The organism is Paenibacillus sp. FSL P2-0136 (genome assembly GCF_037975325.1).
Lineage (GTDB): Bacteria > Bacillota > Bacilli > Paenibacillales > Paenibacillaceae > Paenibacillus_AQ > Paenibacillus_AQ silagei.
The window spans coordinates 4672729-4686542 of the sequence record NZ_CP150244.1 but is presented as its reverse complement, the minus strand read 5'-3'; the positions used below and the strand labels follow the sequence as shown (position 1 = coordinate 4686542).

General features: G+C 51.4%; 11 protein-coding genes. 8 read left to right on the top strand and 3 right to left on the bottom strand.

Going from position 1 to position 13814, the window contains the following annotated elements:
• Positions 1–16 precede the first annotated feature (16 nt).
• From NYE26_RS20075 to NYE26_RS20060, 4 genes are read left to right on the top strand one after another with little or no spacing between them, the layout of a single operon-like run.
• Positions 17–901 carry a sugar ABC transporter permease gene (locus tag NYE26_RS20075; RefSeq protein WP_036731879.1) on the top strand — a complete coding sequence of 295 codons (885 nt, stop codon included), beginning with the start codon at positions 17–19 and terminating at the stop codon, positions 899–901.
• Entirely contained in the window at positions 901–1731 is an 831-nt protein-coding gene (locus NYE26_RS20070) for a carbohydrate ABC transporter permease (RefSeq protein WP_036731881.1), read from the top strand. The genes NYE26_RS20075 and NYE26_RS20070 overlap by 1 nt, the downstream gene beginning before the upstream one ends.
• Before the next feature lie 27 nt (positions 1732–1758).
• Positions 1759–3612 carry a sensor histidine kinase gene (locus tag NYE26_RS20065; protein ID WP_339249568.1) on the top strand — a complete coding sequence of 618 codons (1854 nt, stop codon included), beginning with the start codon at positions 1759–1761 and terminating at the stop codon, positions 3610–3612.
• Positions 3590–4381, top strand: coding sequence for a response regulator (locus NYE26_RS20060; RefSeq protein ID WP_339249565.1), 792 nt, complete (start codon positions 3590–3592; stop codon positions 4379–4381). The genes NYE26_RS20065 and NYE26_RS20060 overlap by 23 nt, the downstream gene beginning before the upstream one ends.
• Positions 4382–4482: 101 nt before the next feature.
• Here NYE26_RS20060 and NYE26_RS20055 read toward each other — a convergent pair whose 3' ends face one another.
• The 3 genes from NYE26_RS20055 to NYE26_RS20045 all read right to left on the bottom strand — a co-directional run bounded on the left by NYE26_RS20055 (position 4483) and on the right by NYE26_RS20045 (position 7778).
• Positions 4483–5076 carry a nitroreductase gene (locus NYE26_RS20055; protein WP_339249563.1) on the bottom strand — a complete coding sequence of 198 codons (594 nt, stop codon included), beginning with the start codon at positions 5074–5076 and terminating at the stop codon, positions 4483–4485.
• Positions 5077–5086: 10 nt separating this feature from the next.
• Positions 5087–6103 (bottom strand): iron-siderophore ABC transporter substrate-binding protein, encoded by a 1017-nt coding sequence (locus NYE26_RS20050; protein WP_339249561.1) that lies wholly within the window; start codon positions 6101–6103, stop codon positions 5087–5089.
• A 91-nt stretch (positions 6104–6194) separates the two neighbouring features.
• Positions 6195–7778 (bottom strand): helix-turn-helix domain-containing protein, encoded by a 1584-nt coding sequence (locus NYE26_RS20045; RefSeq protein WP_339249559.1) that lies wholly within the window; start codon positions 7776–7778, stop codon positions 6195–6197.
• A 295-nt stretch (positions 7779–8073) separates the two neighbouring features.
• Between NYE26_RS20045 and NYE26_RS20040 the strand changes: the two genes are divergently transcribed.
• The 4 genes from NYE26_RS20040 to metG all read left to right on the top strand — a co-directional run bounded on the left by NYE26_RS20040 (position 8074) and on the right by metG (position 13643).
• On the top strand, positions 8074–10356 hold the full coding sequence (locus tag NYE26_RS20040) for a stalk domain-containing protein (protein ID WP_339249557.1): 2283 nt from the start codon (positions 8074–8076) through the stop codon (positions 10354–10356).
• A 173-nt stretch (positions 10357–10529) separates the two neighbouring features.
• On the top strand, positions 10530–10991 hold the full coding sequence (locus tag NYE26_RS20035) for a Fur family transcriptional regulator (protein WP_076079914.1): 462 nt from the start codon (positions 10530–10532) through the stop codon (positions 10989–10991).
• Positions 10992–10993: 2 nt separating this feature from the next.
• Positions 10994–11257, top strand: coding sequence for a membrane protein insertion efficiency factor YidD (yidD, locus tag NYE26_RS20030; protein ID WP_339249555.1), 264 nt, complete (start codon positions 10994–10996; stop codon positions 11255–11257).
• Between the two features lie 358 nt (positions 11258–11615).
• Positions 11616–13643, top strand: coding sequence for a methionine--tRNA ligase (gene metG, locus NYE26_RS20025; RefSeq protein ID WP_339249553.1), 2028 nt, complete (start codon positions 11616–11618; stop codon positions 13641–13643).
• Positions 13644–13814: the final 171 nt, after the last annotated feature.

Below are 13814 nucleotides of genomic sequence, written 5' to 3'. Positions count from 1 at the left end.
CAATATGGAGGTAGCTATGAATAAGGCACTGAGAAATCCTCTGGTGTTCATTCTGTTCGTTATTCCGGCACTGGTGCTGTTCGTAATGTTCTTCATCTATCCCATCTTCAGCTCAATCTACTATAGCTTCACTAGCTGGAACGGTGTATCCGAGACGGTCAAATATGCCGGAGTGGACAACTTCAAGAAAGCGCTGGGAGATGAACGCTTCTGGATTTCTGTGAAAAATAACGGGTGGTTCATTCTCTTCTCCGTAGGCATACAGGTGCCGCTGATTGTGTTCTTCTCCTTACTGATTGCGAATGTGAAGAAGCTGAAGGGGCTGTACAAGACGGCGGTATTCATGCCATCCATTATGTCTACAGCGGTTATCGGGATTCTCTGGGGCTTCATCTATGAGCCGAATATTGGCTTGTTCAACAAAGTGCTTGGCCTTGTCGGCATTGAGCCGGTCTACTGGCTGTCGGATGAGCGCTTCGCCATGCTGTCAATTCTGATTACGAACGCCTGGCAGTGGACCGGATTCTACATTGTAATGGTACTGGCGGCGATTCTCTCCATTCCCGGTGAGCTGGATGAAGCAGCGGCCATAGATGGCGCTACAGGGTTCCAGCGGGCTACACGCATCACTCTGCCGCTGATCGTACCGATCATTTCGGTGGTGATTATGCTCTCCATTGCCGGAGCGATGAAGGCTGCCGATATCGTCATTGTTATGACCAAGGGCGGTCCTGCGGGTTCAACCGAGGTAATGGCTACCTATATGATTAAGTATGCGATTACCAACTTCAAATACGGGTACGGCAATACGATCGCTGTTCTGATCTTCTTGTTCACACTCGTGGTAACCGCCCTCTACCAGCTGGTGTTTGCCCGCCGTACGGAAAGGATTGAATACTGATGCCGCGCGCGTTGAAAAAAAGTCTGCCGCACATCGCCCTGCTAGGGTATCTGGTGATTGTGCTGTTTCCGTTCCTCTTTGTCCTTTTCTCTTCGGTGAAGAAGGATAATAATGCGATTGCCCTCAACCCCTTCGGCATTCCGAAGAGCTTCGAATGGTCCAACTATGTGGAAGCGTGGGTGAATGCCAAGATCAGCACTTATTTTTTCAACAGCTTATATATTTCGGTTCTGGCCTCTGTAGTGTCTATTCTGCTGGCGTCTATGTTCGCCTTCGCGGTCACGCGGATGCGCCAAGGGAAGTGGAACGGCATCCTCTTTTCGCTGGTCCTGATCGGGATGCTGATTCCGAATAATGCGCTGATGCTGCCCATCTACACGATTGTCCGCAAGCTGCATATTCTCAATACCCACTGGGCGCTCATTATTCCTTACATTGCCAATGCGATTCCGTTCACGATCATTATTCTGGCGGCCTTCATGCGTTCGCTGCCCAGTGAAATTGAAGAAGCGGCGGTCATGGATGGCTTGAAGGCCCCGGGTATATTTGCTAGAATTATTGTACCTTTGACAGTTCCGGCGATGGTTACGGTATTCATTGTTAATTTCCTGGGAAATTGGAATGAGTTCCTGCTGGCCAACTATTTTCTCTCCAATGACGAGCTGCGTACGCTCCCGGTGGGGATGGTCCAGTTCCGCGATCAGTATCAGATGAATTACGCACAGATGTCGGCGGGGATTGTCTACAGTGTGGTTCCGGTTATAGTGATTTATGCGGTTCTGCAAGAGAAGATTATTGAAGGCGTCACCGCAGGCAGTGTAAAAGGCTAATATCAATCATGTCAGGAGCAACAGCCGATGAATCTGCGCTACAAATTGTTTACGGCATTCTTAGGCCTGATTATCATTCCGCTGTTCATTCTTGGCATGATTATGTTCTTCGTGACTTATAATTCCATTGAGAAGAAATACAGCCAGCAGTCCGAATATTCGCTCAAAGCGATCAGCTACAGCATTTCTAATGTGCTCAAGGATATGGACAATGTGACTGACAACGGAATTGCCACCTCGGTCTTTCATATGGCGCTCAGCGCGGATGATCCCTCCAAGCAGGATTTAACCGATGCCGAGCAGCTCAGCCTGAATGCCAGCCAGCGCAATTTCCGCAGTCTGCTCTATAATCATCCGTCAATCAGCTATGCTTTCCTGTATAATTTCAACGGTAAAGGCAGCTCAGAGATCGTGTCGGTCTTCAACAAGGAGAACTTCCGCACCCTGCCTTATGATAAGTTCAAAGGCAGCGAGCTGTACCAGGAGGTCATGAAGCTGAACGGGGTTCCGAAATGGCTGGCCCCGCATGAGTACCCTGAGCTGACCGGGACGGAGGCTGTATTTACGCAAATCCGGCTGATTAAGGAGCTTAGCTTCTTTCAGAATATCGGCATTCTGGTGGTGCAGATCAAGAACTGGGAGTTCGAGTCGATTTTTCGCAATCTTAAGATTGGCGGCACCGACCAGAAGGTGTCCTTCATGCTGGTTAACGATGACGGGATGATTCTGCTGGACCCGGACAGGCAGCTGGACGGGCAGGATTTCCGCGGCTTCACCACGAAGGAGATTACGTTTAAGCCCGGCTTTCAGAGCTTCAAGACGCAGTTCGGCGGCGAGAAAAGCATTCTGTCAGTCTACCATCTCAAGGAGTATCCCTGGAGTCTGGTCTCCATCACTTCTTGGGATACGTTGTCTCATGAGGTGACGGTGTTCGCCCGCTGGTTCGTCGTAGTGATGTTCCTGTGCCTCCTGGGTGCTGTCATCTTCAATCTGTTCTTCATGAACCGGATTACAGGCGGGATTGCTGTGATCGTGCGCTTCATGCGCCGGGTGGAGGACGGTGACCTTACTACCCGTGTCGAGGAGAAGGGCAACGACGAGATGACGCTGCTGGCCAGAGGCTTCAATGATCTGATGGACAAAATCAATACATTGTTCAGCCGGGTTCATGTGGAGCAGCAGCGCAAGAATCAGGCGGAAATGCGTGTGCTGCAGGCCCAGATCAAGCCGCATTTTCTGTTCAATACCCTGGAATCGATCAATGTGCTGGCTGTGCAGAATGAAGGCCGCAAGGTCAGTGAGATGGTCTACCGGCTGGCGAGTATTCTGCGGATCAGCATTCAGGACAGGGATGAGATTACTCTGGAGGAAGAGGTTAAGCATCTGCGCAATTATCTGGATATCCAGAAGTTCCGGTTCGAGGATCTGTTCGATTATGAGCTTGAAATTCCGCCAGAGCTGCTGGGCTGCGGGATTCTGAAGCTTACGCTCCAGCCGCTGGTGGAGAACAGTATTCAGCATGGTTTTGAAGGGATCGGGTATAAGGGTCTGGTGAGTGTCAAGGTGTGGGAGACCCAAGGCAATCTGGTGCTGCGGATACAGGATAACGGAATCGGGATGACCCCGTCTCAGCTATCGATGTTTCAATACATGGTGAATGACGCGGCAGAGCAGCAGCCGGAAGGCAAGCCTGGGCAGGGCATTCATCTGGAGCGGCGAGGGTTGGGTGTACGAAGTGTTGCGGACCGGATACGGATCGAATACGGCGACAGATATGGGATTTTCATATGTGCAAGTCCTGGGGAAGGAACGATCATCCAGTGCGTCATTCCGAAATACGGGCAGGGGGAAGGCCATTATGCTAAAAGTATTATTGGTTGACGATGAAGCGCCTATTCTGAGCAATCTCAACACTGTGCTGCCCTGGCAGGAGATGGGGATGGAGGTTGCGGGGATGGCCCGCAGCGGCATGGAGGCGCTGCGCCTTGCTGAGGAGCAGCCGCCGGATCTGGTGCTATGTGACATCCGTATGCCGGTAATGGACGGACTGACGTTCATCGGCAAGCTGCGCGAGATGGGGCTGGAGAGCGAAGTGCTGCTGCTCAGCGGCTACCAGGAATTCGATTATGCGCGTGAAGCGATCCGGCTGGGTGTGAAGGAATATATCTGCAAGCCGATTCATTATGGGGAGCTTGGCGACAAGGTGAGGGAGATTGGCTCGCGGATTCGCAGCAGGCAGTATAAGGATAAGTTGTACAACAGCATCCCGTTGTTTCAGGAAGTGCCTGTGGCTGACGATCCTGTCAAAAAAACACCGGAGCAGCTGATGAATCAGGCCGCACAGTTCATTACAGAGCGCCTCCATGCGGATCTCGGCATTGATGAGGTGGCGAATACGATAGGCATCAGCAGCAGTTATTTCTGCCTGCTGTTCAAGAACCGCTTCGGGGTGACTTTCGTGGAGTATGTCACCCAGCAGCGGATTGATGCTGCCAAATTCATGCTCGCCAGCAGTGATAAGAGCATCACGGCCATCAGCTCGGGCGTCGGTTATCAGGAACGCCGTTATTTCACCAAGGTGTTCTTGAAGCAGACGGGAATGACCCCCAAGGAATACCGCAGCAGGTTCAGGACGGCTGAAGCACAGTAAGTCTGCTTTTTCAGTAATTAGGGCTGTCCCACAAAGCCGTGAAATGGCTTTGCGGGACAGCCCTCTGTTTTTTTAAAGCAGGAACCGACCACGATCTCTTGTCAACAATTATCCGAATGATTGCCTTCTATAACAGTCAGCAAGTCTACAGCAGCAGTACGCGGTTTTGGAGCAGGCTTGTCTTCGGGATCGAAATATCCCATATGCAAGGTGCCAACGATTTTCTCGTTAGGAGTTACACCTGCTGCTGACCGAAATGAGGAATCTTCATTAAAAGCAGTGGTCTTCCATACCACACCGATTCCTTGTTCCCAGGCCAGCAGCTGAATGTTCTGAATCAGAGCGGCAGTTGCTGCCAGGGCCTCCTCCCAGGCTTTTGGAGGAAGGGCGCTATGCATGATCACGATGAGGTGGACCGGAATCCGCCTGCAATACGTATCATGTATCTGTGCACCGAAATGTTGAACGAATGCTTCCGGGCGTGTCTTCAGAACAGCGTCGGCAAATATTGTCCGGCCCTCCCCTGTGAACAGGATGAATCGCCAAGGCTCTTTTTTGGAATGAAAAGGTGCCCATACCGCATTGTCCAGCAAGTTGAGCAGTGTGCACCGGGCAATGGGCATTCCATTAAATTCCTGTATGGTTCTTCTGTCGCGTATCGTTCGTATGAGCAGGCTGTCAGGAGTGGGAGTCATGGCTCGTCCCTCACGATTCCGGCAGGTAGGCATTCGAGATTTCATCGATAACCTTGCTTAGTCCGATTGGGCCATAGCCGGCAAACCACAGATTTGCATCACCGATATACACATGTTTGTTCTTGACAGCTGTAAGGTTGGCCCAGATTGAAGTGCTCATAATATTATCCAGAGCCGTCTGATTGCTGTCACCTGGACGAAGAATGATGAACATACGGTCAGGATTCAGCTCGGGAAGTACTTCTTCGGAGATGGCTACATTCCATGAGTCCTTGAAATCTATACCTTCTGTGGAAGCGGGGGTTAGTCCCAGAGGGCCGAAGAGCGTAAAATTATCTCCCGGTTGAATCAGCTGCAATTGCTTGTCCTGTATTCGCATATAGGCGACAGTCTCAGTGGCAGCAGTGGCAGCCAATTCGTTCCTTACCGCAGCTATCTTTGATTCATAATCGGCGTGGACCTGATCAGCCACAGTTTCTTTTCCGAAGATTTCTGCCGTTTGCCGGAATCGGGTCCAATCATCTTCATTTTCATTGTCGAAAAGTATCGTTGGCGCAATCCTTGATAGCTGCTCATAGTTCGCTTCGTTCAGTGTCTTAGAAGCAAGAATGAGATCCGGCTCCGCTTCGAGCAGTGCTTCTAAGTTAGGTGCTTCTCCTGAGCCAATAACGATAGTATCCTTCATTTGGTCTGACAGGTATTGGGGGAATCCCAAATCGTTGTATGTAACCATTGCATGAGGTTCAATTCCAAGTGCCAGCAGATGGTCAGCAAAAACATAAAGCATGCCCGCAACCTTTTTCGGATGTGCCGGAATTTCAATATCTCCCTTAATGGTTGAGATGATACGGGTATCCGTATTTTCAGCCGTCTTGGCAGGTACTGGAGAGGTGGAACCGGCAACCGCCGAACCTCCATTATTCCCGCTGTTGCTGCATCCAACGACAAGCCCCAGCATTATTACTCCAAGCAGGCCGATGACTCCACGGCTAAATTTGTCTTTGAACTTTCGAGTATAAGGAAACACAAGCCACACACCTTTCGTAATTGATTTTGATAATCATTATCACAACTTAATTATAAGGAGTGGCATAGGTGGGTGCCATGGACAAAAATGCTCATCGCCTGGACATATGGCTCAGGAGCAAATCGCTTGAACGGCGCAGAAATAAATCGTGGGCCAGCGAGGTGTAACAGGAATAGAGACTTGAATCAGCGGCCTCGTAGACGTTTCCTTTTCGTACGGCATTTAACTCCCTCCATGCTTCTTGTGAAGCTAGCGAACGATGGATCAAATCACGCTGTGCGGAGTTACCCGATGTAAACAGAATCAGATGGTCAATGCTGCATTCCGAAAGCTGATCTGGAGTAAGAAGAATGGAATGCTCTACATTCAGTAATTGCCGGGGTCTCTCAAGCTGCAAATCTTTATACAGCACGGTACCCAAGTTACGGTTGCCGAACAGGCGGAAGCACCCGTTCTCATATTGCGCCACAGCAACTTTTTCGTCCTTAAGCTTTTCTCTGACACTGAGCCGAAGACTCTCAGCCAGCTCTTCGTATGCCTCAAGCCACTGCCGGGCGATCTCCAGACGGTTCACCGCTCTCGCAATTATCCGGAGATGCTCACGCCAATCCCCTTCAAATGGCACGGTACACGTTGGGGCAATATGGGGGAACAAGCCTGCTTTGTCCGGTTCCGCATAATCTGAATGTTCGAAGCTGATAATCAGCTCCGGCCGGGAATTTGCCAGTCTGCCGAGGTCGGGCTGATCATGCCCCAAGCTGATAACGTTATTCAAGCTATAAGCAGATCCGCGTGAATTATTAATCAATGCCGCATAAGGCGTTAAACCTAATGCCAGCAAATGAGAGGTATAGGGATGGGCCATGGAGGCAATTCGAGTGGACATACGGTGTTTTTTAACATATACAGATGGTGAAATACCAATGGCTGATTTGAATTTACGGCTGAAATAGAACTCATCCTGATAGCCTACATGGTGCGCTGTGTCACGGAGAGTCATTTCAGAGCGGAGCAACAAATCACCCGCATGACGAATGCGGACAGAATTCAGATATTCCATCGGGCTCCGGCCCACCTGTTTTTTGAACAGCCGGGAATAATGGGCAACGCTCATTCCTGTCATTTCGGCAAGCTTTTCTCTGGTCATGGGCTGCCCGAAATGACTATCTATATAGGCCTTGGACTGGTCAATTATTGCAGTTGAGGGAGTGCGATGCTTAGTCTCCGGACTGTCTGGTCTCCATAACTGAAGCAGCAATTCCTGGAAACGGATAGATGACTCCATTCTGTCCCAGCTGCTGCCCTGCAAGCAAGTGCAGATCAGGTCAGTCTTGGCTAACGCTTCAGACCAATGGGCAGGCGGGAAAATATCGGCCTCCAGCTCTCCGCGCTGAAGCGTATGCTGTCCGTCCATAGTATACACATCAAAGGTAAAACAGCAGTATTCCAGAGAGTTCTTCTCCTTCACTAACAAGCGCCACGGTGTATCAGGGAGCAGCAGCAGTACATCGCAAGAACCGAATTCAAAGCAATAGCCTTTAGCTTCAACTTCGCCGCTGCCTTTAATTCCTATGAGGAGGGTATGCCTGTCTGACTTATGTATTTCAGATTCAGATCCAGCCGGATTAACACAGCGGGCGTCGATAAGTTTGTATAACCCTTCAGATGGATTCATTTCAGCTTAAATACTCCTTTCACATGAAGTCTGCTACTATTATACTCTCCTGGTGACAGGTGGGGGCACCCCATTAATAATGGAGCTAATTGGATTTATATTGATCTTTCTTTACACAGAATGAAACTTTTCTCCGTTGCTTGCGTCTAATACTATGTTTTGTAAAATGAACGTGGCAAAATATGCTGCCGTCCTGAAGAGGACGGTTCCCGTTTTTACGGGGAATATAAGGTGAAGAGAAAGCAATAAAGATACTTGCCTTATACACTACAATGGGAGCAGAAGGAGTCGTACAATGAATTTGAAAAAAGTATTTTTAGTGGCAGTACTGGCTGTATCGCAAGCCGCTGCAGCCGTTCCGGCTTGGGCCGCGCCTGTCAGCACAGAGAGTGCAACACCTCAGAACGTTAACGCAGCGGCAAACACCGCTGACACACAGCTTCAGCCCGGGTCAACGGACCCGCTGCCGCCGGCAGACACAGTAATACCGACCCCAACACCGGCACCTGTTCCTACAGCATCACCGGTTCAAGGCATTCCAGCAGTAACAGAGACTCCGGCTCCGGCCGCTACTGAGGTTCCAGGTGCAACAGCTGCTCCTGTGGACGGTACTGTGCCGACTGATGCCGTTATGCCTACGGCTACTCCGTTAACGGATACGCCTGTAACGCCAAGTATGACTACTACCTCTGCTGCAGGGGCAGGCCAGCTTATTCTGATGATGAACAGCAACAAGATGTTCAGAAACGGAACGCCTTACACCGCCAATCAGCCGATGGCAGTCAAGAACGGCGTTTCCTACGTATCGATCCGCGCAATGGTGGAAATGGTCGGCGTTGCCTTCACCTATGACGCCAAAACCAAAGAGGTCATTGTGACCAAGGGTACCAGCATTATGCGGTTCAAGACCGACAGCAAAATCTATACCGTCAATGGTACCAAGTTCACTATGAAGGGACCGGCTTACCAGTTCAAAGGCACCTTCATGATTCCGTTAACGTCCATTACCTATGCACTTAATATTCCTTATACCGTAGACAATGTGCAGAAGCGGGTTATTCTTACGCTGAATACAAAGCCGACTGCCTCCTTCACAGTTCAGCCCAAAGAAATCTATGCTGGTGAGACTACTGTGAATTATGTAACCTACAGCTCTTCCCCGAACGGTACGCCGATTGTTGAAGAACGTTGGAGCGACAACAAGCAGGATATTTATGATCAGCCGGGCTTCTATACGGTTATGTATTCGGTACGGGATGCCAACAACATGTGGAGTGACCCTTATCCGGTAACCATTCAGGTACTGCAGCCTAATCAGCCGCCAGTAGCCCAATTCACAACAGATAAAGAAGAATACAAAATGGGTGAGCCGGTCATCCTGACCGATACCAGCTATGATCCTGAGAATGAAGAGCTGACCGCAACCTGGAATAATCGTTCCCTGGCATACTTCACCCCGGGACCGCTGTCCATTCAGCTGACGGTTACGGACAAGCATGGTCTTAGCAGTACTTTTGAGAAGATGATTACAATCACGAATGAACAACTCTATACACAGGATGAAGTAACGAAGCTGTTCACCATTCCGGGGGATATCATCAGTTTGGACGGCGGGATGATTCCGGCGCTCCCTAACCTGCCGTATACGTTGTCGTCCGAAGGCTACACCCTGATCCGCAGTAACAGCCCGGAGACCGTTCAGACGGAAGGTGTACTGTACCGGGAGAGTTCAGTGGGCAATACGCGCTTCCTGGTGCATCATATGAACAATATGGCTACCAGACAGAAGCTCTATGTGATTGCAACGAATAACAACCTGTATCCGACAACTATTAACATCCAATATCTAGGAATTGCCGGACCGGTGACCTCACCGGAATATACTGGAAAAGTATCGATGGAGAAATATTTCAATTCCATGGTTACCGGCTTGGCCCAATCGCAAATTACCCTGCAGCCGGGGCAAAGTCTTCCGATTATGACAGACCTGAACAAAATCGCCATGAAGCCCAAAGACGTAATGTCGCTGAGCGCAGACCTGTTCAGTGATCTGCCGATTCAGTATAATGTAGTTATGGTGGAGCAGAGCAAAGATCCTGTCGCCGAGCTGCCTTATCTGCCGGTTCTTGACATTGACGGCGTGCATACCCGGGGAACCTTCCCCGATTCTACCCGCGTCATGAACGTGACCGATCTGGTGGGTACCACGCAAAGCAAGCTGCTTCTGGGCGACAATAAAATGGACAAAAACCTGGACGGCCTTGATCCAATGAATGGAACATATGTTTCTAACGCCGGTAACTTCGGGGTACTGTACAAAATCGTATTGGATCGTGTTGCAGCAAACACGCTGATCACCTTCAATCCGCGCGGGGGTCCTTATCTGGGGCCGTTGATCGTAAACGGTACAATGGTGAACCTGCCCAATAAGGGCGTATTAGGCTTATCCTCAGACACGAATGCTGTCATCTACCGCACCGGAGAATATGAAGGGCGTGTGGAGATTGTGTTCTCCGTCGCCTCAGGCAGCAACCTGCCCGTTAACTTTGTCTTCACCCCGCTTCCGGCGAAAAAATAATTTCTCTACAATACAAACGGCAGCGCTCCTGAGGGGGCGGCTGCCGTTTTGTATTCTTCCGCAAGTATCTGGATGCGGGGAGGCAACAGGCACCTTTATTGACGGGGCAGTGCTTTTGGGGCATTATAAAGAGAGTGCAACACAAACGATCTAATGTTATGGGAGATGAGCGAATGCTGTCGACAGATCAAATCCTGGAAGCCATGTCGGGGCAGGGGCTGCGAATCACCGATCAGCGCAAGACGCTTGCCAAATTATTCGGCGAGAATACGGGATATTTGTCTGCGAAGGATGTATATGAGCATATGGGCCGCAAGTATAGCGGGCTGAGCTTCGATACAGTCTACCGTAACCTGCGCGTTATGGAGGAGCTGGGGGTACTGGAGCAGATTGTATTTGAAGAAGGCGTCAAATTCAAGGCAAGCTGCAGTCAGGATCACCATCATCACCATATGATTTGTCTGCAGTGCATGAAGACGTACCCGATTCAATTCTGCCCGATGAATCTAACCGACCCGCCGGATCAGTTCCGGGTGGTCAAGCATAAATTCGAGGTCTTCGGCTACTGCAAGGATTGTGAGCAGGGAAGAGAAGAAGAGCCGGCTGGGGCAGTCCGCAGCAAAGAGGGACGCTGAGTATGGCTAGCTTACGAAGAACGGTACAGGCCCCTATCCGGGTCTACCGCAAGTTCATTTCGCCGCTAAAGCCCGCCACCTGCCGGTTCTACCCGACCTGTTCGGCCTACGCGCTGGAGGCTATTGAGGTCCATGGGCCGCTTAAGGGCTCATGGCTCGCTGCCAGGCGGATCGCCCGCTGTCATCCCTTCCATCCGGGAGGTCTTGACCCGGTGCCGCCGCGCAAAGAGCAGCCATCCGGGGACAAGCCGCTGCATACGACTTGACACAGGCCGCTGGGATGGGTATATTTTGAATAATAAGTGATATTCCGAGGAACGGATAAGTAGATATGGACACCATCACAGAGAGCCGGGGCTGCTGGGAGCCGGTATGGGACGCCAGATTGAATATGGTCCGGGAGGAACTGTGTTCGAGCGGAAGGCCTGAAGCCGGGGCCTGCGTAAGCGCACGGCGTGTTCCAGCGTTAATGGACAGTTCCGTTAAGGAACTGACGAAGCCTGCGCTCTGTGAGGAGCCGGGGAATGTTGGGTGGTATCGCGTGAGTTTACTCTCGCCCCATATAGGGGCGGGAGTTTTTTGTGTGAAATGGACGATTAGGGATAACGAAGGGATGATGAAGTAATGAGTGAGAACAAAACCTTTTATCTGACAACACCGATCTATTATCCGAGCGACAAACTGCATATCGGGCATGCGTATTCTACGGTAGCTGGTGATGCGATGGCCCGCTACAAGCGGCTGCGCGGCTATGAGGTGCGCTATCTGACCGGAACGGACGAGCATGGGCAGAAGATTGAAGAGAAGGCCGGCAAGGCCGGAAAGACCCCTCAGGAGTTCGTGGACGGGATTGTAGTCGGCATTAAGGATCTGTGGAAGAAGCTGGACATCTCGAATGATGATTTCATCCGTACCACGGAGGAGCGCCATAAGAAGGTGGTTGCGGATATTTTTGACCGCCTGCTGAAGCAGGGGGATATCTACAAAGGGGAGTACGAAGGCTGGTACTGTATTTCGGATGAGACCTTCTACACCGAGACCCAGCTGGTGGATATTGAACGAGATGCTGACGGCAAGATTACCGGAGGAAAAAGTCCGGACAGCGGTCATCCGGTGGAGCTGGTCAAGGAGGAGAGCTACTTCTTCCGCATGAGCAAGTATGCTGACCGCCTGCTGAAGTTCTACGAAGAGAACCCGGAGTTTATCCTGCCGGAATCCCGTAAGAACGAGATGATTAACAACTTCATCAAGCCGGGTCTGGAGGATCTGGCTGTATCCCGTACGACTTTTGACTGGGGCGTTAAGGTGAAAGGCGACGAGAAGCATGTAGTCTATGTGTGGATCGATGCCCTTACCAACTACATTACGGCCCTTGGCTATGGCTCGGAGGACCGCAGCCTGTATGACAAGTACTGGCCTGCAGATGTACACATTGTCGGGAAGGAAATTGTCCGCTTCCATACGATCTACTGGCCGATTATTCTGATGGCGCTCGGCGAACCGCTGCCGAAGAAGGTATTCGCACATGGCTGGCTATTGATGAAGGACGGCAAGATGTCCAAATCCAAGGGCAATGTGGTTGATCCGGTGACGCTGATTGACCGCTACGGTCTGGATGCCCTGCGCTATTATCTGCTGCGCGAGGTTCCCTTCGGCTCGGACGGAACCTTCACGCCGGAGAGCTTCGTGGACCGGATTAACTACGATCTGGCCAATGATCTTGGTAACCTGCTGAACCGGACGGGGGCGATGGTGGAGAAATATTTCGGCGGCGAGCTTCCGGCTTATGCCGGTCAGGTTACCGCATTTGACGGTGAGCTTGAGGCAATGGTGCAGAGCACTTACGCCAAGGTGGAAGAAGCGATGGAGAAAATGGAATTCTCCGTAGCTCTGACTGCGATCGGCGCGTTGATCAGCCGGACGAATAAATACATTGACGAGACCCAGCCATGGGTACTCGCGAAGGAAGAGAGCCGTAGCGGGGAGCTGGCTTCGGTGATGAGACATCTGGTGGAGGGACTGCGCACTGCGTCCATTCTGCTCCAGCCGTTCTTGACCGGCGCTCCGGCGAAAATCTGGGAGCAGCTGGGCATTCAGCCGGGCGAGCTGACCACCTGGGAGAGCGGCAGGTCCTTCGGCCTGATTCCAGCAGGTACTAAGCTGGTGAAGGGCGACCCGATCTTCCCGCGCCTGGATGTGGCGCAGGAAGTAGCGTACATCGCCGAAGCGATGGGAGCCGGGAAGCCGGCCGCTGCAGAGGCGGCGCCGGCAGCGGCTGCTGTGACTCCGGAGGCGGCGGCAGCCGATCCGGAGGAAGAGGAGCATAAGGAAGAAATCGGCATCGACGATTTCGCCAAAGCAGAGCTGCGCGTCGCCCAGGTCATCGCGTGCGAGCCGGTGAAGAAAGCGGATAAGCTGCTGAAGCTGCAGCTGGATCTTGGTTATGAGCAGCGCCAGGTGGTATCTGGCATTGCGAAGTTCTACACACCGGAGGAATTGGTGGGGCGCAAGGTGATCTGCATTGTGAACCTGAAGCCGGTGAAGCTGCGCGGTGAGCTGTCGCAGGGCATGATCCTGGCCGCTTCCAAGGGCGAGCAGCTGACCATTGCAACCGTTCCGGACAGCATGCCGAACGGAGCGATTGTGAAATAAGGATGCCAAGAGCATCCGCATAATGACTGTACAGCAATCTCCGCAGGCCACAGGCAGCGGGGATTGCTTCTTTTTGCTCCAAGATAACCGGGTAGAAGGCAGCTTGCAGACTACGAAATGCAGATCGGAGTTGACTTATCGTAACGATTACTATTATAATTCTGATAGTAA